Annotated in this window: 16 protein-coding genes; 11 read left to right on the forward strand and 5 right to left on the reverse strand. The window is 70.5% G+C overall.

The annotated features are described in order from the left end of the window. Positions 1–109 precede the first annotated feature (109 nt). The gene (locus AC0IY1_RS01635) at positions 110–1,420 is read left to right on the forward strand and encodes a Gfo/Idh/MocA family protein (protein WP_471767214.1); all 1,311 of its coding nucleotides are present in this window, start codon (positions 110–112) and stop codon (positions 1,418–1,420) included. A 45-nt stretch (positions 1,421–1,465) separates the two neighbouring features. Here the strand turns inward: AC0IY1_RS01635 and AC0IY1_RS01640 are convergent, their stop codons facing one another. Further along, a complete protein-coding gene (locus AC0IY1_RS01640; protein ID WP_055947180.1) occupies positions 1,466–2,896 on the reverse strand; it encodes a TAXI family TRAP transporter solute-binding subunit in 1,431 nt (476 codons plus the stop codon). An 81-nt stretch (positions 2,897–2,977) separates the two neighbouring features. Here AC0IY1_RS01640 and AC0IY1_RS01645 point away from each other — a divergent pair, with 81 nt between their 5' ends. From AC0IY1_RS01645 to AC0IY1_RS01655, 3 genes are all read left to right on the forward strand, one after another. Continuing rightward, the gene (locus AC0IY1_RS01645) at positions 2,978–3,595 is read left to right on the forward strand and encodes a regulatory protein RecX (RefSeq protein WP_471767216.1); all 618 of its coding nucleotides are present in this window, start codon (positions 2,978–2,980) and stop codon (positions 3,593–3,595) included. A gap of 122 nt (positions 3,596–3,717) precedes the next feature. Further along, positions 3,718–4,932, forward strand: a complete 1,215-nt coding sequence (locus tag AC0IY1_RS01650; protein ID WP_471767218.1) for a putative DNA modification/repair radical SAM protein — start codon at positions 3,718–3,720, stop codon at positions 4,930–4,932. A 1-nt stretch (position 4,933) separates the two neighbouring features. Continuing rightward, a complete protein-coding gene (locus tag AC0IY1_RS01655) occupies positions 4,934–6,415 on the forward strand; it encodes a UdgX family uracil-DNA binding protein (RefSeq protein ID WP_471767219.1) in 1,482 nt (493 codons plus the stop codon). A 3-nt stretch (positions 6,416–6,418) separates the two neighbouring features. Here AC0IY1_RS01655 and AC0IY1_RS01660 read toward each other — a convergent pair whose 3' ends face one another. Then, the gene (locus tag AC0IY1_RS01660) at positions 6,419–8,233 is read right to left on the reverse strand and encodes a monovalent cation:proton antiporter-2 (CPA2) family protein (RefSeq protein WP_471767222.1); all 1,815 of its coding nucleotides are present in this window, start codon (positions 8,231–8,233) and stop codon (positions 6,419–6,421) included. A gap of 332 nt (positions 8,234–8,565) precedes the next feature. On the opposite strand from AC0IY1_RS01660, the gene AC0IY1_RS01665 reads away from it, so the two are divergent. From AC0IY1_RS01665 to AC0IY1_RS01685, 5 genes are all read left to right on the forward strand, one after another. Then, positions 8,566–9,723 (forward strand): YihY/virulence factor BrkB family protein, encoded by a 1,158-nt coding sequence (locus tag AC0IY1_RS01665; protein WP_471767225.1) that lies wholly within the window; start codon positions 8,566–8,568, stop codon positions 9,721–9,723. A gap of 42 nt (positions 9,724–9,765) precedes the next feature. Next, entirely contained in the window at positions 9,766–10,062 is a 297-nt protein-coding gene (locus AC0IY1_RS01670; protein WP_471767227.1) for a nucleotidyltransferase family protein, read from the forward strand. Then, complete coding sequence (locus AC0IY1_RS01675; protein WP_471767229.1) at positions 10,043–10,402, forward strand: HepT-like ribonuclease domain-containing protein; 360 nt, start codon at positions 10,043–10,045, stop codon at positions 10,400–10,402. Before AC0IY1_RS01670 ends, AC0IY1_RS01675 begins: the two co-directional genes overlap by 20 nt. Positions 10,403–10,442: 40 nt before the next feature. Continuing rightward, entirely contained in the window at positions 10,443–13,493 is a 3,051-nt protein-coding gene (polA, locus tag AC0IY1_RS01680) for a DNA polymerase I (RefSeq protein WP_055947164.1), read from the forward strand. A gap of 451 nt (positions 13,494–13,944) precedes the next feature. Continuing rightward, positions 13,945–14,661, forward strand: coding sequence for a DUF4142 domain-containing protein (locus AC0IY1_RS01685; protein ID WP_471767232.1), 717 nt, complete (start codon positions 13,945–13,947; stop codon positions 14,659–14,661). 79 nt (positions 14,662–14,740) lie between these two features. On the opposite strand, the gene gph is transcribed toward AC0IY1_RS01685, so the two are convergent. Continuing rightward, entirely contained in the window at positions 14,741–15,421 is a 681-nt protein-coding gene (gph, locus tag AC0IY1_RS01690; RefSeq protein ID WP_471767234.1) for a phosphoglycolate phosphatase, read from the reverse strand. A 309-nt stretch (positions 15,422–15,730) separates the two neighbouring features. Between gph and AC0IY1_RS01695 the strand changes: the two genes are divergently transcribed. Both AC0IY1_RS01695 and AC0IY1_RS01700 read left to right on the forward strand, forming a co-directional pair. Further along, positions 15,731–16,252 (forward strand): GcrA family cell cycle regulator, encoded by a 522-nt coding sequence (locus AC0IY1_RS01695; protein ID WP_055947159.1) that lies wholly within the window; start codon positions 15,731–15,733, stop codon positions 16,250–16,252. An 89-nt stretch (positions 16,253–16,341) separates the two neighbouring features. Then, complete coding sequence (locus tag AC0IY1_RS01700; RefSeq protein ID WP_103708273.1) at positions 16,342–16,584, forward strand: hypothetical protein; 243 nt, start codon at positions 16,342–16,344, stop codon at positions 16,582–16,584. A 6-nt stretch (positions 16,585–16,590) separates the two neighbouring features. Here the strand turns inward: AC0IY1_RS01700 and AC0IY1_RS01705 are convergent, their stop codons facing one another. Both AC0IY1_RS01705 and recN read right to left on the reverse strand, forming a co-directional pair. Next, positions 16,591–16,800 carry a hypothetical protein gene (locus tag AC0IY1_RS01705; RefSeq protein ID WP_146056308.1) on the reverse strand — a complete coding sequence of 70 codons (210 nt, stop codon included), beginning with the start codon at positions 16,798–16,800 and terminating at the stop codon, positions 16,591–16,593. Between the two features lie 120 nt (positions 16,801–16,920). Further along, positions 16,921–18,588 carry a DNA repair protein RecN gene (gene recN / locus AC0IY1_RS01710; protein ID WP_471767236.1) on the reverse strand — a complete coding sequence of 556 codons (1,668 nt, stop codon included), beginning with the start codon at positions 18,586–18,588 and terminating at the stop codon, positions 16,921–16,923. Positions 18,589–18,671: the final 83 nt, after the last annotated feature.

Raw genomic sequence — 18,671 nt, forward strand, 5'->3', positions numbered from 1 at the left:
AGGCCTGCGGATCGCCGGAACCGCGTTTCTCGCCGTGACGTTCCCGAGGGAGTAGGCCGCCGGTTCCCCCGCCGCGGCCCCTGTCCCGCCGGAACCGACAGCGAGCTTCATGACGGATGAAATCCCCCTCTCCCGCCGCAACGTCCTCCGCGCGGGCAGTGCGACGCTGACCGGTCTCGCCCTCGGGGCGACGGGCGCCAGCGCGCAATCGGGCCCGCCGGGACCCTCGGTCCCGGCCGATACCGGCGCGGTGCAGGGCGGCAAGGTGATGTTCCCGAACTGGCGCGGCCCCGGAGACCGGGCGCCCCCGCCGCCGCCCGCACCGATGCCGCCGGGCAAGCGCGTGGGCTTCGCCATCGTGGGCCTCGGACGCCTCAGCCTGGAGGAGATCCTGCCGGCCTTCGGCGAGACGAAGCGCTCGCGCGTTGTCGCACTGATGTCGGGCACCCCCGCCAAGGCGAAGCTCGTGGCCGAGCAGTACGGGATCGCACCGGAAGCGGTCTACGGCTACGACGAGTGGGATCGCCTGGCGCAGAACCCCGCGATCCAGGCAGTCTACGTGGTGACGCCGAACGCCGTGCATCGCGGCGACGTGCTGGCCGCGGCCAAGGCCGGCAAGCACGTGCTCTGCGAAAAGCCGATGGCGGCCTCCTCGGCCGAGGCCCGGGACATGATCGCGGCCTGCGCGGCGGCCAAGGTCAAGCTGATGATCGCCTATCGCTGCCAGTACGAGCCCTACAACCGCGAGGTGGTGCGCCTCGCCCGGTCCGGCGAAGTCGGCCGGACCCGATTGATCCAGGCCTTCAACGGCCAGACCACCGGTCTGCCCCAGCAATGGCGCCTGAAGAAGGCTCTGGCCGGCGGCGGCGCCCTGCCGGATATCGGGCTCTATTGCCTGAACGGCGTGCGCGCCCTCACCGGCGAGGAGCCGGTCTCCGTCGAGGCGCAGATCCACGCGCCCGAGGGGGATCCGAAATTCGCCGAGGTCGAGGAATCGGTCTCCTTCACCCTGCGCTTTCCCTCGCAGGTCATCGCGCAGTGCATGACGAGCTACGGAGTGCACGAGTCGCGCCGGCTCCAGGTTCACACCGACCGAGCCGCCATCGATCTGCAGAACGCCTTCGCGTATCGCGGACAGCGCCTCGTCATCGCGCGGCCGGACGGGCAGGCGGAATCGCAGGACACCCGCAGCCTGACGCAGAAGAACCAGTTCGCCCTGGAGATCGACCACATGGCCCGCTGCATCCAGGAGGATCGGCGCCCGCGCACCCCCGGCGAGGAGGGCCTGCAGGACCAGGTTCTGATGGAGGCGATCTACGAGGCGGCGCGCACCGGCCGGCCCGTCACGGTCGGCCCGCCGCAGGGCGCACCGAGCGGACTCGACGTCACCCGCGGACCGGAACTCGACACGGCCGGGTGATCCCGCCCCCCGGGCTGCCGGCAAGGCGCGATCGCGTCCCGCCGGCTACTCTGCCGCCGGCGCGTGGAGCGAGAGCAGACGGGCCGTGCGGGCATGGTCCACCGCGCGCCCGCTCTCGATACCGCCTGCGCCGAGATTGCGCCGCTCGTCGTTGATCGCCGCGTGGACGGCATCGATGGCCAGGATCAGGGCGCTCACGGTGCGGTTGTCGATGTTGCGCTCGCGGGCATGCTGGACGACGTCGGCCACGAGGTCGTCGGTCTCGCGCACGAGGCCGTCGAGGTCGGCCTTGCAGGTGGCGGCGCGCACCTCGCGCAGGATGTCGAGGAGCCGGTCAAGGACGATGTCGATGCGCTCGCGGCGCTTGCGGGCGAGGCGCTGGGCGATCCAGGCGACGCCCGATCCGACGGTGCCGCCGAAGAACGCCAGCAGGTAGATGTAGTCCTCGTAGCGCTCAAACACCGTCTGCTGTTCGCGCTCGAAGTAATCCACCGCGCCGGGATGGTTCGGCAGGCGCGCGCTCGTGGCCGCGACGGTGGAATCGAAGTCCGGCGCCTTCATCAGGTTGGCGATGGGTGCCAGGGGCGCCAGCTTGGAGCGCCACTCGAACAGGTGCTGGGTCACCGAGGCGACCGTGAAACGGCTGACGCCGCCGCGGGCCATCAGCCGGTAGGAGGCGCCCACCGTCTTCACGTCCTCGTCCGGGCGCTTGGGACGGCCGCCGAAGGTACCGGCCGGGATCGTCACGGATTGCAGCTCGGGCATCCGCTGGATGATCGCCCCGCCGTCCGGGACGGATACGAAGTTGATCTTCTTCTCGGCCGAGGCCGCCTCGACGGCGCGCACCGTCGAGATCGCCGCCTTCGAGGCCGGGGCGGCGATGACCGCCACCGCGTCGACGCGCCCCTCCGCGATGGCGCTGGTGACTTCCTGGGGCGTGAGCGGCACGAGGGCGACCCGGGTCGGGCCGAGGCCCCCCTCGGGAACCGGCTCGGAGGCCGGCTGGGCCGAGAAGTCGTAGAAGGCGAGGAGGTTCGTCACGAACGGCATGTCGGCGGCGTGCCGCTCGACCACGCCGAGGCGCTTGCGCGCGAGGTCGGGGAAATTCTCGATGCCGGCCGCCTCGGGGGCGGCGATCAGCAGCGCCTCGTCGTGCAGGATCGCCAGGGTGAGGCCGTTCTCGGGCAGGAGTACGTCCGGCCGGACCACGGCGAGGTCGGCCTTGTTGTTCTGGAGCGCCTCGGCGCTGTCGCGCACGTCATCGTAGAAGTTCAGCTTGAGGCGGACATCCTCGCGGCCACGGGCCAGGGCCTGGGCGTAGGTCTGCAGCAGGGTCGCCTCGGCGCCGTCCCGGGGGCCGACCGCCACGGTCAGGGTGGTGGGGCGCGACAGGTAGACCAGCATCCCCGCCACCACGGCGAAGCCGAGCGCCAGGAGGACGAGAAGCCACTCGCGTCTCACGAGAAATGCCGGCATGGCAGGAACGAGCCTTTGTCCAGCGTGATCACCATATCTGCGAGACCGACACCCGAAACCCGTCCGGATCGTGAAGAACCGATGACACCGCGAAACGTTGCGTCCCGCCGCCCCACCGGAGCCGCACCGGATGGCCGGGCCGAGGTCAAACCGCCCCCGCCCGTCACCCCCGCCTATCTCGAGCGGGCGGCCCTGCATTACCTCGAACGCTACAGCGCCTCCGTGGCAATGCTGCGGCAGACGCTGAAGCGGCGGGTGGACAAGCGCTGCCGCCTGCGCGGCGAGGAGGCGGGCGCCTTCGCGGAGGCGATCGAGGCCACGGTGGCCCGGGCCGTCAGCGCCGGCCTCGTCGACGACGCCCGCTTCACCGCCGGGCGCTTGGCGGCCCTGCGCCGGCGCGGCGCTTCCGCCCGGGCCTTGTCCGCCAAGCTCGCCGCCAAGGGCGTGTCGCGCGAGCAGGTGGCCAGCGCGATGGAGGCGGAGCGGGAGACGGCGGACGCGGATGTCGATCTCGAGGCGGAAGCGGCCCGGGCCTATGCCAAGCGGCGGCGCCTCGGACCCTGGCGCCGTCCCGGGACCCGCGAGGCCCACCGCGACCGGGACCTCGCCGCCATGGCGCGTGCCGGCTTCCCGTACGGCCTCGGCCGACAAGTGATCGAGGCGGATCTCGATGCCGAAATCTCCGACCACGAAGCTTAACGGCGGAACCCGCGTCCACGCTTGAGTTCCACGAAGCGCGCTGCGACATCGCGGCGGCGGAGAAAGCGCGAATTCCCCCGCGAAAACTTGAACGAACCACGAACGAGGCGCATCTCTCTTCGATGGACGAAACGCTCGCGAAGAAGCTGCGCATCCTCGCCGATGCCGCCAAGTACGACGCCTCGTGCTCGTCCTCCGGGGCGCCCAAGCGCACGGCCGGCAAGGGCGAGCTGGGCTCGACCACCGGCGCCGGCATCTGCCATGCCTATACGCCGGACGGGCGCTGCATCTCGCTGCTGAAGATCCTGCTGACGAACTACTGCCTCTTCGACTGCGCCTACTGCGTGAACCGGCGTTCCTCCAACGTGCAGCGCGCAAAGTTCTCCGTCGAGGAGGTCGTCACCCTGACGGTGGAATTCTACAAGCGCAACTACATCGAGGGGCTGTTCCTCTCTTCCGGCATCATCAAGTCGCCGGACCACACCATGGAGTTGCTGACCCGGGTGGCCAAGTCGCTCCGACGCGACCACGGCTTTCGGGGCTACATCCACCTGAAGTCGATCCCGGAAGCGAGCCCCTGGCTGATCGAGGAGGCGGGCCTCTACGCCGACCGACTGTCGATCAACGTCGAGTTGCCCACCGAGGCGAGCCTGGAGCGCCTGGCTCCCGAGAAGGACGGCGCGGTCATCCAGCACGCCATCGCGCAGATCGGCGAGCGCATCGCCGAGGCCAAGGCCGAGAAGCGCCGGTTCTCCCCGGCCGGCCAGTCGACACAGGTCATCGTCGGGGCCGACGCCACCACGGACGAGGCGCTGATCCGGAAGAGCGCGCTCCTGTACGGCTCGTACAACCTCAAGCGGGTCTACTACTCGGCCTTCAGCCCCATTCCCGACGGCTCGACCATCCTGCCGCTGACAGCGCCGCCGCTCCAGCGCGAGCACCGCCTGTACCAGGGCGACTGGCTCCTGCGGTACTACGCGTTCACGCCCGACGACGTGGCCGACGCCACCGAGGACGGGATGCTCTCCCTCGACATCGACCCGAAGCTGGCCTGGGCCCTGAAGCATCGGGCGCGCTTCCCGGTCGACGTGAACGCCGCCGACCGCGAGATGCTGCTGCGGGTGCCGGGCCTCGGCGCCCGGGCGGTGGACAAGATCATCCGGGCCCGCCGGCACACCCGCCTGCGTCTCGACGACGTCGCGCGGCTAACCTCGGCCCTGAAGCGGGCCCGGCCCTTCCTCATCGCCGCCGATTACCACCCGGCGGGCGGCCTCACCGACCGCCTCGACCTGCGGGCGCGCCTCGCCGATCCGCCCAAGCAACTGAGCCTGTTCTAGGATGGCGGGCGCGCACCGATCCGCCCCGCCCTCCCCGGCGGAGGGGGAAGGGTTCGGGCGCGGCGCGCTCGAAGCCGTCGCCCTCTCGCCCGGCGCGGACCTCGACGGCTTCCGGGCTGCGGCCCGTCGTCTCGCCGGCCGGGGCATCCCCCCGGAGCGGGTGCTGTGGTCCATCGGCGAGGCGTCCGGGCTGTTCGGGGCGCCGGCCCCTGCACCCTCCGGCGAGGCTCCCTTGAGCCTGCCGCGGGGGGTGGGTGAGATGGTCGCCCGGGTGGTGCCCCACCGCGATCCCGAGCGCTACGCCCTGCTCTACGACCTGATCTGGCGCATCCTGCAGGGCGAGCGCCGCTTGCTGGAGATCTCGAGCGACCCGCTGGTCCACCGCCTGGAGCGGATGCGCAAGGCCATCGCCCGCGACCTGCACAAGATGCACGCCTTCCTGCGTTTCCGCCGCGTCGCGGGAGATGGGCCCGAGCGCTTCGTCGCCTGGTTCGAGCCGGACCACCACATCCTCGGGGCGGCCGCCCCGTTCTTCGTCGACCGCTTCCGCGGGCTCGACTGGACGATCCTGACGCCGGAGGGCTCCGCCCGCTGGGACCGCGAGACCCTGGCGTTCGGGCCGCCGGGGCGACGCGAGGACGCACCGGCCCAGGATGGCTTCGAGTCGGGCTGGCGCGATTACTACGAGAGCACGTTCAACCCCGCTCGGACGAACCTCGCCGCGATGCGGGCGGAGATGCCGAAGAAGTACTGGCGCAACATGCCCGAAACCGCCGCCATTCCGGGCCTCGTCCGGCAGGCGGCGGCGCGGACCGGCGCCATGATCGAGAGGGAGCCGCAGATGCCGGTCAAGCGCAATCCCGCCCGGGCCGTCGCGGCCATGGCGGATCAGGCCCCGGATTCGCTGGAGGCGCTCAACGCCATCATCCGGCGCTCGGAGCCGCTGGTCCCCGGCGCGACCCAGGCGGTCCTCGGCGAGGGGCCGGTGGGCGCCGCCATCGCCTTCGTGGGCGAGCAGCCGGGTGACCAGGAGGACCGCCAGGGGCGCCCCTTCATCGGCCCCGCCGGGCAACTGCTCTCGCGGGCGATGGCCGAGGCCGGAATCGACCGGGGCGAGGCCTACCTCACCAATGCGGTCAAGCACTTCAAGTTCGAGGAGCGGGGCAAGCGCCGCATCCACCAGAAACCCACCGCCGGCGAGGTCAGCCACTACCGTTGGTGGCTCGACCGGGAGCTCGATTTCGTCGCGCCGAAGCTCGTGGTGGCGCTCGGCGCCACCGCCGTCCTGGCCCTGACGGGCAAGGCCATCCCGATCACCCGGGCCCGGGGGCCGGCGCAGTTCGAGAAACCCTATGCGGGCTTCATCACCGTGCACCCGTCCTACCTGCTGCGCCTGCCGGACGAGGCGAAGGCGGAAGCCTACGCGGCTTTCGTCGCCGACCTGCGCCGGGTCCACGCGCTCGGACAGTCGCTGGCGGCCTGAGGGCTATGTCCCCTCCTCCTTGTGGGGACGCAGCTCCGGCGTGACCTGGTCGACAGCGGTCTCGATGGGCGCCGAGCGGCTCTCGACCCGGGTGCTGTCGACGAAGATCCGGGCCTCGCCCTCCTTGAGGCCGAGGCTGCGCAGGGCATAGAGGGTCATGCCGAAGGCCAGTTCGCGCTCGGCCATCAGCACGAGGCCGACGCCCTGCTCCTCGAAGTGGCGGCGCTCGCCGTCGTTGTGGGTGCGCACCAGGGTGTCGATGCCCGGATGGATCTCGCGGGCGAGCTCGACGATGCGCCGCGTCGTGTGGGCCTCCGGTGTCGCGACCACGATCAAGCGGGCCTGGGCGATGTCGGCGGCCTGCAGGATGCCCGGGGCCGTGGCGTCGCCGAAGACCGCCTCGATGCCCTCCTGCCGCAGCTCCAGCACCCGGCGGCGGTCGCGGTCGAGGACGATGTAGGGCAGGTCCCAGGCCTTCAGCGCCTTGCCGATGGTGCTGCCGACCCGACCATAGCCGATGATGATCGCGTGGCCCCGATGCGGCGGGCTCTCGCCGGTGACCGCCAGGGCTGCGGCGCCCTTGCGCTCGAAGCGGGCGGCGAGGGTCGGGCGCTCGGCGACCTTGCGTCCGATCCAGTCGGTGAGCGCGAAGAACAGCGGGTTCAGGGTGATGGACAGGATGGCGCCCCCGAGGATGAGGTCGCGCCCCTCCTCCGGCAGGAGCTTCAGGGACAGGCCGAGGCTGACGAGGATGAACGAGAACTCGCCGATCTGGGCCAGACTCGCCGCGATGGTGAGGGCGGTGCCGAGGGGATGCCGGAAGGCCAGCACGATCGCCACCGCCGCCAGGGACTTGCCGATGAGGATGACGCCGAGCACCGCCAGCACCGAGAGGGGCTCGCGGACCAGGATGCCGGGGTCGAACAGCATGCCGACCGAGACGAAGAACAGCACCGCGAAGGCGTCCTGCAGCGGCAGGGAATCGGCCGCGGCCTGATGGCTGAGGTCGGATTCGGCGAGCACCATGCCGGCGAAGAACGCCCCCAGGGCGAACGAGACGCCGAAGAGCTCCGCGGAGCCGAAGGCGATGCCGAGCGCCAGGGCCAGCACCGCCAGGGTGAAGAGTTCGCGCGAGCCCGTGCGGGCCGCCTGGTCGAGGAGCCAGGGCACGAAGCGCCGGCCGCCGACCAGCATCACGGCGGCGAAGACCGCGACCTTGGCCAGCGTCAGTCCCAGGGTCAGCCAGAGGTTGCCGTCCCCGGCATGGTGCGCGGCGCCCGCTCCGTCGCCCCCGAGGGAAGGGGCCAGCGCCGGAAGCAGCACGAGGGCCAGCACCATCGCCAGGTCCTCGACGATGAGCCAGCCCACCGCGATGCGGCCCTTGTCGCTGTCGAGCAGCCGGCGCTCCTCCAGCGCCCGCAGCAGCACCACCGTACTCGCCACCGACAGGGCGAGGCCGAAGACGAGACCCGCGCCGAGGCCCCAGCCCCAGGCCAGCGCCAGGGCGCCGCCCATGGCGGTGGCCGCCAGGATCTGCACGATGGCGCCCGGCAGCGCGATGGCACGCACCGCCATCAGGTCCTTGATCGAGAAGTGCAGGCCGACGCCGAACATCAGCAGGATCACGCCGATCTCGGCGAGCTGCCCGGCGAGCTGGCTGTTGCCCACGAAGCCCGGCGTATAGGGGCCCACGAGGACGCCCGCGAGGAGGTAGCCCACGAGGGGCGGCAGGCGCAGGCGCTGCGCCAGCATTCCGCACACGAAGGCCAGGACGAGGCCGAGGGCGATGATGGCGATCAGCTCTGTCGCGTGCGGCACGGGGCGGACGTCTCCGGGTCGAGGTCTGGGGCTCCTGGGGCCGTGCCGCGTGGCGCCCGCGAGAGCAAGCCGCGAACGGCCCCCACGTGCAGGCTGCGCCCGAAATTCCGCGCGCCGCGTCCCTTCACGTGCCCCGACGCACAATGTCGGCCCTCGGACCGGTGTTTCGCGGAATAAATCCGGACGGGCCGCCGCATCGCCCCTGCTCGCTTTTCCGTGAGCCGCAAGGAAACTCTTGGCCGTCGCATCCCGTTGTCGAAGCAACGTTTGTTGCGTCGAGCAACGCCAGCATCACCTTGCAATGACGATCCCTTCGGCGGAACGGACGATCGATGACCTCACCGAACGAGCATTCGACTGCGCCCAATGCAGTCGAAACCCGAAACTCGACCCTCTGGACCGTCGCCCTCGCCACCGCGCTTCTCGGCTTCGTCGCCCTTCCGCGTAGGACCGGCGGGACGGCACCAGCCCGGGCGATGCCGAAGGATCCGACCCGCCGGCCCTCCCCCTCGCATGCCGGCACCGACGCCCGTCGGGTGGCCAGCGCCGAGCCCGAGCGCGGCCGCGGGGCGCGCACGCCCTCCGAGATCCCGGCGAAGGGCTGGAAGGATATCGGGATGCGGGTGTTCCACGACGTCTCGGAGAACAACATCGTCTCGGTCGCCGCCGGCGTGACCTTCTACGTGCTCCTGGCGATCTTCCCCGCCATCGCCGCCCTGGTCTCGTGCTACGGGCTCGTGGCGGACGTGGCCACCATCAACGAGCACCTGCAGAGCTTGCAGGGCGTCATCCCCTCCGGGGCCCTCGACATCATCGGCGAGCAGGTCAAGCGCATCGCCGCCAAGGGGGACACCACCCTCGGCCTGACCTTCTTCACCGGCATCGTCCTGTCGCTGTGGAGCGCGAACGGCGGCATGAAGGCGGTCTTTTCCGCCTTGAACATCGTCTACGAGGAGCGCGAGACGCGGAGCTTCATCTGGCTCAACCTGCGCTCGCTGGCGTTCACCGCCGGCGCGCTGCTGTTCATCATCCTGGCACTGGTCGGGATCGTGGTGGTTCCGGCGGCGATCAACATCGTCGGGCTGAGTTCGGAGGCCTGGTACATCGCCCTGCTGCGCTGGCCGGTGCTTCTCGCCGCCGTGCTCGGCGGCCTTGCCCTGCTCTACCGCTACGGCCCGAGCCGCGACGCCCCGCGCTGGCGCTGGGTGACCTGGGGCAGCGCCCTGGCCGCCGTGGCCTGGCTCGTCACCTCGCTGGGCTTCTCCTGGTACGTCTCCAATTTCGGCAAGTACAACGAGACTTACGGCTCGCTGGGCGCCGTGATCGGCTTCATGACCTGGATCTGGATCTCCACCACGATCGTGCTCATCGGTGCCGAGGTCAACGCCGAGATGGAGCATCAGACCGAGGCCGACACCACGCGCGGCCCGGAGCAGCCGCTCGGAACCCGCGACGCCCGGATGGCCGATACGGTGGGGGCTGCGACGTGAGGGGTCTTCCGGCCACCGCCCGCGTTGCGGTAGGCTCCCTCCATGGAACGCGACGCCGCCATCGAGATCCTGCGAACGCATGAGCGCGCCTTGCAGCAGCGTAGCATCCGGCGTGCCACGCGGTTCGACTCGACGGCGCTCGGGGAAGTGCAGGCCCGACGTGACGTCGATACCGTGATCGACCTGGGCAAGGACCTGAAGCGCGACGTCGACGGCTCCGTCGGTCCCTGCCACGTCATCGGGGATCTGTTCCCGGTGGCGGTCGACGTGGCCGATCGGCAGAGCTTGAAGGAGCGGATCAGGACACGGATCGAGCGTGATGCCGTTCCTGCCGTCTGAACGCGAGCCCGATGCCTGCGAAGACATCATCGTCACCGCTGAGGCGGCCCTGCAAATCGTCGCCGGCATGACCTCCGCGACCTTCGAGGCTGACCAGCGCACCGATGGTGCCGTCATGCGCGGCCTCGAGATCATCCCGGAAGCGAGCCGGCAACTCGGGCCCGACAGGCAGGCGCGCCATCCCGAGATTCCCTGGCGCGACATCGCGGATGCCGCAAATTTCGACCGTCACGCCGATCAGCGGGTGGCGCTGGACATCGTTTGGAAGACCGTCCACGACCCTCTGACTTCGATCATCGCGGTCTGCCATGCTGAACTGAGCCGACCGCCGGCTCCCTGAGCGCGGCCGTCCCGATCCCCTTCACGAGATCCCGCGCCCGATGACGTCTCCCGCTTCCGCTCCCGTCGGCCCCGGCGATCAGATCATCCTGGTCGACGGGTCGTCGTTCATCTTTCGCGCGTATTTCCAGTCGATCAACCAGGACCAGAAGTACAACACGCGGCCGTCGGATGGCCTGCCGACCGGCGCGGTGCGGCTGTTCTGCACCAAGATCGCCCAGTTCGTGCAGGAGGGTGCGGCCGGGGTGATGCCGACGCACCTCGCCATCGTGTTCGACAAGTCGGAGGGCTCGTTCCGCAAGGAGCTCTTCCCCGACTACAAGGGCCACCGTCCGGACGCGCCGGACGACCTCAAGCGGCAGATGCCGCTGATGCGCGACGCCGTGCGGGCCTTCGGCCTGCAGCCGATCGAGTTGATCCGCTACGAGGCCGACGACCTCATCGCCACCTATTCGCGCCAGGCCGAGGCGCGCGGGGCCGGCGTCATCATCGTCTCGTCCGACAAGGACCTGATGCAGCTCGTCGGCCCCCTGGTGCGGTTCTACGACTTCGAGTCCGGCGCCAAGGGCAAGCCCGGCTACCGGCCCGAGCGCAACCTCGACCGCGAAGCGATCATCGCCAAGTGGGAGGGCCTGCAGCCTGAGCAGATCGGAGACGCCCTGGCGCTGATCGGCGACACCTCGGACAACGTGCCGGGCGTGCCCGGCATCGGCCTGAAGACCGCCGCGGCCCTAATCAAGGAATACGGCAGCCTCGACGCGCTTCTGGAGCGCGCCGCCGAGATCAAGCAGCCCAAGCGCCGCGAGACCCTGCTCGCCAGCATCGACCAGGCCCGCCTCTCGCGAAGGCTGGTGGCGCTTGAGGAGAACGTGCCCCTCCCGGTGCCGCTGGACGACCTGCGCCTGCCCAAGCCCGATCCGCAGAAACTCGTCGGCTTCCTCAAGGCGATGGAGTTCAACACCCTGACCCGGCGCATCGCCCAGATGCTCCACGTCGACCCGGAGGCGGTGCAGCCCGACCCGGCATTGCTGCCGAACCGCGAACCCGCGCCCGACGCCCCGTTCTTCCCGGACGCCCACGGCGACCCGGTGCCCGTCGATCCCGAGACCGCGTCCGGCGCCCCGAGCGGCGAGGTCGATCCCTTCGCCGACCTCGGCCTGCCCGATGTCGCGCCCAAGCCCCGCGGCCCCTCCGAGCCGACGCCCGCCGGCCTCGTGGCGGCGCGGGCGGCGGAGTCGGTGAAGCCCTTCGACACGGCCGCCTACGAGACGATCGGGTCCGTCGAGCAGCTCGACGCCTGGATCGCCGAGGCCGAGGAGGCCGGTGTCATCGCCGTCGACACCGAGACGGATTCGCTGGATTCCAACCACGCCAATCTCGTGGGCGTCTCCCTCTGCGTGGCGCCGGGCCGGGCGGCCTACATCCCCCTCGCGCATAGCGGGGGCGACGACCTGTTCGGCGATGGCCTGCTGCCCGGCCAGATCCCTCTCAAGGCGGCGATCGCGCGGCTGAAGCCGCTTCTCGAGAACCCGGGCGTCCTGAAGGTCGGCCAGAACCTGAAATACGATTTTGCCGTCCTGTCGCGCTACGGCATCCGGGTGGCGCCCTTCGACGACACCATGCTGATCTCCTACGTGCTCGACGCCGGCAAGGGCGGGCACGGCATGGACGAGCTCGCGCGCCGCCATCTCGGGCACCAGCCCATCACCTTCTCGGACGTGGCCGGCACGGGCCGGGCCAAGGTCACCTTCGACCGGGTCGCGCTGGACAAGGCCACCGCCTACGCGGCCGAGGATGCCGACGTCACCCTGCGCCTGTGGCGGATGATGAAGCCTCGGCTCGTGGCCGAGAAGCGCGTCGCCGTCTACGAGACCCTGGAGCGTCCGCTGGTGCCGGTGATCGCCCGGATGGAGGCGGAGGGCATCCGCGTCGACCGCAACATGCTCAGCCGGCTGTCCGGCGACTTCTCGCAGATCCTGGTGCGTCTGGAAGAGGAGATCCAGGAGGATGCGGGCGAGAAATTCCAGGTCTCCTCGCCGAAGCAGATCGGCGACATCCTGTTCGGCAAGATGGGCCTGCCCGGCGCCAAGAAGACGCCCTCGGGCCAGTGGGCGACGCCCGCGACCCTGCTGGAGGAGCTCGCCCAGGCCGGGCATCCGCTGCCGAAGAAGATCCTCGAATGGCGCCAGCTCGCCAAGCTGAAATCCACCTACACGGATTCGCTGCAGCAGCATGCGGACCGGGAGACCGACCGGGTCCACACCTCGTTCTCGCTGGCCGCCACCACCACCGGCCGGCTCTCCTCCTCCGAGCCGAACCTGCAGAACATCCCGATCCGCACCGAGGAAGGCCGCCGCATCCGCCGGGCCTTCGTGGCGGCGGAGGGCAACCGCCTGATCTCGGCCGATTACAGCCAGATCGAACTGCGCCTTCTCGCCCACATCGCCGACATCCCGCAGCTGCGCCAGGCTTTCGCGGACGGCATCGACATCCACGCGGCCACCGCCAGCGCGATGTTCGGCGTGCCGCTCGCCGAGATGACGCCGGACCTGCGCCGGCGGGCCAAGACCATCAACTTCGGCATCATCTACGGCATCTCGGCTTTCGGCCTCGCCGACCGCCTCGGCATCGGCCGCGAGGAGGCGGGCGCCTTCATCAAGCAGTATTTCGAGCGCTTTCCCGGCATCCGCGCCTATATCGACGACACCAAGCGGCGCTGCCGGGATCTCGGCTACGTCACCACCCTGTTCGGCCGGGTCTGCCATTATCCGCAGATCCGCTCGAACAATCCCAACGAGCGCGCCTCCGTCGAGCGTCAGGCCATCAACGCACCGATCCAAGGCTCGGCCGCCGACATCATCCGCCGGGCGATGATCCGCATGGAGGAAGCGCTGCGGGCCGAGCGCCTGAACGTGCGCATGCTCCTGCAGGTGCACGACGAACTCGTGTTCGAGGCACCCGAGGACGAGGTCGAGAAGGCCCTGCCGGTGATCACCCGCATCATGGTCGACGCCCCCGCCCCCGCACTGACCTTGAAGGTCCCGCTGGTGGTCGAGGCCCGCGCCGCCCTGAACTGGGAAGAGGCGCACTGAGAGGCGCCTCGCGCGCCGGGCCGGCCCACCCGTCCCGCCGGAACAGCGGTGCAACGGTCGACTCCCCGCACCGGTGGCGAAGCCGTGCGGCCGGGTTGCCGCTCACGATTGCGGAGGGCGACGCGTTGTACCGCGCCACCCTCACCGGCCCCGAGGGAGGAGCCACGGCGTCCGACTTCGGGCGTGCGCGGGCAAGCGGGTCAGGCTGTCGAGGAGAGGCCGCACTTCGCGCAGGGACCCGCGCGCTTGCTGATCCGACATCCGATCCTGACGCCGGAATTCCCTCCCGGGAACCGACCCGCTCTGGAGTCGAAGGCGCCGAATAACACCCCCCCGAACGCAATGCTCCAATGCGACGCAGGGTGGAACGCCCGGTCGGGCCACGTGTTGCCGCACCGCAAACGATCATCAAGAACGGCGCCGTTCAGGCGTCCTGGAAAGAGAACTCGCCATGACCAAGTCCCTCCTCGCCGCCCTCGGCCTGTCGGTCGCTGCCCTGGCCACCCCGGCCCTGGCCCAGGAGCCGCTGTCCTTCCGCGTCGCCCCGCAGTTCGACGGCAACCAGCCGACCGTGACCGACACCTCCGACTTCCGCGCCGCCGCCCTTCGCTCGGACGCCGTCAGCATCGAGTCGAGCCGCATCGCCCTGGAGCGCTCGCGCAACCCGCGCGTCCGTCAGTACGCCCACAACGTCCTGGTCGAGCGTAAGGCCACCACCCAGGCTCTGCTGCCCGAGGGCACCTCGCTGACCGCCGGCGGCACCGTGATTTCCGACACTCAGCCCTTCGAGACCCGCCTCGACAACCCGGTCGGCGTCGTCCTCGCCCCGGTGACGATCTCGGCCACCATCGCCCAGCGCGTCGTCGGTGGCGTCCTCGGCGGTGTCGGCCTCGTGGACAACAGCCCCGCAGAGCCGGGCCGCCGTGTAGCCATCGGGGCCGAGGGCCAGGGCCGGCTCGATCGCCTGAAGTCCGCTCGCGCGGGCCGTGATTTCGATCGCACCTACGTCGACCAGCAGGCCAACTCGGACGCCCGCACTCTCGGCCTCTACGCCTCCTACGCCCGCAACGGCGACAGCGTGCAGGGTCGTGAGTTCGCCAACCAGGCGCTGCCCTACATCGCCGGCGAGCACGCCCACTCGGCCAACCTCGCCGACCGTATCAACTGAGCGGTCGTCCTCGATCGAAGTGAGAAAGGGTCGCCCCGTGGGGCGACCCTTTTTTCGTGGCCCAGTCCCGTCGCCCGCTTCACGCGTTCGGGACGAGCGCCGCCACGGCAGCGCCAAGCTCGTCAAAATGGGCGATGACCCGGTCCGGTCCGAGCGCGGTCACGGGCAGGTCGGTGTAGCCGAAGGGCACCGCCACGACTGGAATGCCGGCGGCCTTGGCGGCATCGATGTCGGCGCGGGAATCCCCCACCATCACGGCGCGGGTCGGGTCGCCACCGGCGCGCTCGATGGTCAGGGTGATGTGGCGCGGATCCGGCTTGAAGTACGGGAAGGTCTCGCGGCCGCAGATCGTCGCGAAGCGGTCGGCCACGCCCAGGAGTTCGAGCAGACGCACGGCCTGGCCCTCGTACTTGTTGGTGCAGACGGCGAGGAGGAAGCCGCGGCCCCGCAGGGCGTCCAGGGCCTCGACGACGCCGGGGAACAGGTGCGACTGCTCGCAGAGATGGTCGCCGTAATGGGCGATGAAGTCAGAGAACAGCGCCTCCAGCCGTTCGGTCGACAACGGTTCGCCGGCCGTCGTGAAGCCGCGCTGGATCAGCGCCTTGGCCCCCGCGCCGATCATGTCGCGGGCCTGCTCGAGGGGCAGGGCCTGGAGGCCCTCGCGACGCAGGATCACGTTCAGGGTGCCGATCAGGTCGCCGGCGGTCTCGGCCAGGGTCCCGTCGAGATCGAAGACGGCGATGGGCGGCAGGGCGGTCATGGACACTCGCAGGATCAGGGGGCGGACGGGAGGGCACGGAGCCGCCGCTCTAGCCCATCCGGGCCGCACGGGCGAGATCGTTGGGCACGGGGCCGCCCGGCCTTTGCCGGTGGACAGGTGACAGGGGTGCCGCGGCATCATCCCGGCCGCACTTGCCTCGGCGTCTCGGCGTCCTGTACGGTTCGCACATCGACGGCCGGGGGGCCGCTGTCCTTCACCCGATGACGGTCTTGATCTCGGCGCCGCAGGCCCGGTGCAGGGGCGTCACGTGAGTCGAACGGACGGAAGCGGGCGATTTCGGAGGGGGCTATGGCGGAAACGGTCCCGGGTTGGTCGGACGAGCGGGTCGATCTCCTGCGCCGGCTGTGGGAGGATGGCCTGAGCGCCAGCCAGATCGCGACGCAGCTCGGCGGCGTGACGCGCAACGCAGTCATCGGCAAGGTCCATCGGCTCGGCCTCTCGGGCCGCGTCAAGTCGGCCGAGACGCCCGGCGTGTCGCCGCGCAAGGTCGTGCGCGAGCCGGAACTCGAGGTCGTGGCGCCCGCGATCGTGGCCCCTGACCTCGACGACGCCGCGGTTGCCTTCGAGGCTCCCGCAGCCGCACCGGTCGTGGTGGCCCCGGTCGCTCTGACGCTCTCGCGCCGCGTGACGATCATGGACCTCCGGGAATCGATGTGCCGCTGGCCCATCGGCGATCCGACTTCGCCCGACTTCCACTATTGCGGCGACCGGTCGATCACGGGCCTGCCCTACTGCACCGCCCACGCGCAGATTGCCTACCAGCCGGCGGCCGAGCGCAAGCGGGACCGACGCGTCGGCGGCTTTCGCTGATCCGCCGCGCACGGGCGCGGCACGGTTTGGAGACTTCGCGCGTTGATCACCGTCGCCGGTTTCGGACCGGCGAGAAAAGGTGACGAGCCGTGACGGAGCGAACGACCACGATCGACGGCGACGAGGCCGCGTTCCTCGACCTGCATGCGCAGCGCGAGGATCTGGAACGTCAATTGTCGCTGGTGCAGTTGCGCCGGCAGTTCGGCCCCGGCCAGGAGGCCGTGGACCAGGCCGCCGACGACGAGAAGGCGCTGCTTCTCAGCCTCGACCGGGTCATGACCCAGATCCGCGCCGCCGAGTACAAGCGACAGCCGAATGCGCGGCGCTGGTAGCGGGTCCTAGTCGAGCCGCCGCAGATCCCGCTCCTTGTGCCGCAGGCGCAGCAGGAGATCGATCTGGCTGTCCGGGATCGGCAGGGTGTCGCAGGTCTCTTCGTAGATCGAACGCAGCGCGGTTCCGAGACGGTACCGCGTGTCGTCGGGCAGGTTGGGCTGACACGCATGCGTCGCGTCCTCCCGCATCTCGCCGTCGCAAACTCTCTGGTCCAACGTCTCAGTCCCTCGTTCGAGCGATCCAACGCCGGCGCCGAAATGGAGCGCACTCGCCGTTTAACGAGTGTCGTCCAACATGGTTAAGAAAGCGTTAAAGCCCGAGCCGTCCCACAACGCTCAGGCGTCGGCCGCCTGAAGCAGGCGTGCCGCCGCGGCCCGGGCCTCGTCGGTCACCGTGGCACCGGCCAGCATCCGGGCGATTTCCTCCCGGCGCGCCGGTGCTTCCAGGGAGGCGACCCGCGTGGCGACCCGGTCGCTGCCCTTCACGGGGTCCTTGGCGATCAGGAAATGCGTTTCCGCCCGCGCCGCCACCTGGGGCGCGTGGGTCACGGCCACCACCTGGACCTGCGTGGCCAGGCGCCCGAGCCTGGCGCCGATGGCATCGGCCACCGCCCCGCCGACGCCGGTGTCGATCTCGTCGAAGATCAGGGTCGGCGCGGAGCCCTTGTCGGCGAGCACCACCTTCAGGGCCAGCATGAAGCGCGAGAGCTCGCCGCCCGAGGCCACCTTCATCATCGGCCCCGGGCGCGTACCCGGATTGGTCTGGGCCCAGAACTCCACGCGGTCGTAGCCGGACGGATCGCGGGAGTCCGGATCGGTGGCGATCTCGGTGATGAAGCGGGCGCGCTCCAGCTTGAGTGGCGGCAGCTCGGCCTTCACCGCCGCGTCGAGGGCCTTGGCCGCTCGCTTGCGCCCGTCGGTGAGCTTGGCGGCGGCCTTCGCGTAGGCGGCCTCCGCCGCAGCCAGCGTTGCCTCCAGACCGCCGAGGGCTTCCTCGCCGGCGTCGATCGCAGCGACGTCCGCGGCGTAGCGTACGCGCAGGGCGGCAAGATCGTCGACCGGCACCTGGTATTTCCGCGCGGCGGCCCGCAGAGCGAACAGTCGCTCCTCCACCCGCTCCAGCTCGCGCGGATCGAACTCCGCCTCGCGCAGGGCCACGTCGAGGATGCTGTGGGCCTCGTCGAGAGCGGTCAGGGCCGTGTCGAGGGCGGCGACGCAGGGTTCGACCAGGGCCGGCAGCTGCGCCGCCCGGCGCTCCAGTTTGCGCAGGGCGGAGGAGAGGTGGGACACGATGGGGCCGCCCGAGGCCTCGATCGCCTCGTTCAGCTCGCGCGCGACCTTCTCGCTCTGCTGCATCACCGTGCGGCGCTCGGCCAGGGTGGTCTCCTCGCCCGGTTCCGGCGCGAGGGTTTCGAGCTCCGCCACGGCATGGCGCAGGAAGTCGGATTCCTTGGCGGCGGCCTCCACCCGGGCCCGGTGCTCGGACAAGGCGGAGCGGGCGCCCTTCACGCGCTTGGCGGCCTCGGCGACCTGGGCCAGCGGGCCCTGCAGGCCCCCGAAGGCGTCCAGGATGGCGCGGTGGGTAGTGGGATCGGCCAGCGCCCGGTCGTCGTGCTGCCCATGGATCTCCACAAGCGCCGCGCCGATGGCACGCAGGACCTGGACGCCCACGGCCTGGTCGTTGACGAAGGCGCGCGTGCGTCCGTCCGCCATCTGCACGCGACGGAGGATGAGATCGCCCTCAGTGTCGATCTCCGCCTCGGCGGCGAGCGCCCGGGCCGGATGATCGAGGGGCACGTCGAAGACGGCCGTGACGGCGCCCTGCCCTTCCCCATGGCGCACGAGCCGGCCGTCGCCGCGGCCGCCGAGCGCCAGAGCAAAGGCATCGAGCAGGATCGACTTGCCCGCGCCCGTCTCGCCGGTGAGGACGCTGAGGCCCTCGCGAAAGGTCAGGACGAGCTTATCGATGAGAACGATGTCGCGGATCGCGAGCTGGCTCAGCATGCCGCGTCTGGGGTCCCGTTGTGGATGCTGGCGCCGTGTTTACGGCGAAGTGCCGCCGGCTTCACGCAAAAAGATGCCGCCCC

This window comes from Methylobacterium sp. AC690 (assembly GCF_979256535.1).

Excerpts from the sequence above, each read along its gene's own strand:
- AC0IY1_RS01635 (WP_471767214.1), top strand. The coding sequence starts at position 110 with ATGACGGATGAAATCCCCCTCTCCCGCCGCAACGTCCTCCGCGCGGGC.
- AC0IY1_RS01640 (WP_055947180.1), bottom strand. The coding sequence starts at position 2,896 with ATGCCGGCATTTCTCGTGAGACGCGAGTGGCTTCTCGTCCTCCTGGCG.
- AC0IY1_RS01645 (WP_471767216.1), top strand. The coding sequence starts at position 2,978 with ATGACACCGCGAAACGTTGCGTCCCGCCGCCCCACCGGAGCCGCACCG.
- AC0IY1_RS01650 (WP_471767218.1), top strand. The coding sequence starts at position 3,718 with ATGGACGAAACGCTCGCGAAGAAGCTGCGCATCCTCGCCGATGCCGCC.
- AC0IY1_RS01655 (WP_471767219.1), top strand. The coding sequence starts at position 4,934 with ATGGCGGGCGCGCACCGATCCGCCCCGCCCTCCCCGGCGGAGGGGGAA.
- AC0IY1_RS01665 (WP_471767225.1), top strand. The coding sequence starts at position 8,566 with ATGACCTCACCGAACGAGCATTCGACTGCGCCCAATGCAGTCGAAACC.
- AC0IY1_RS01670 (WP_471767227.1), top strand. The coding sequence starts at position 9,766 with ATGGAACGCGACGCCGCCATCGAGATCCTGCGAACGCATGAGCGCGCC.
- AC0IY1_RS01675 (WP_471767229.1), top strand. The coding sequence starts at position 10,043 with ATGCCGTTCCTGCCGTCTGAACGCGAGCCCGATGCCTGCGAAGACATC.
- polA (WP_055947164.1), top strand. The coding sequence starts at position 10,443 with ATGACGTCTCCCGCTTCCGCTCCCGTCGGCCCCGGCGATCAGATCATC.
- AC0IY1_RS01685 (WP_471767232.1), top strand. The coding sequence starts at position 13,945 with ATGACCAAGTCCCTCCTCGCCGCCCTCGGCCTGTCGGTCGCTGCCCTG.
- gph (WP_471767234.1), bottom strand. The coding sequence starts at position 15,421 with ATGACCGCCCTGCCGCCCATCGCCGTCTTCGATCTCGACGGGACCCTG.
- AC0IY1_RS01695 (WP_055947159.1), top strand. The coding sequence starts at position 15,731 with ATGGCGGAAACGGTCCCGGGTTGGTCGGACGAGCGGGTCGATCTCCTG.
- recN (WP_471767236.1), bottom strand. The coding sequence starts at position 18,588 with ATGCTGAGCCAGCTCGCGATCCGCGACATCGTTCTCATCGATAAGCTC.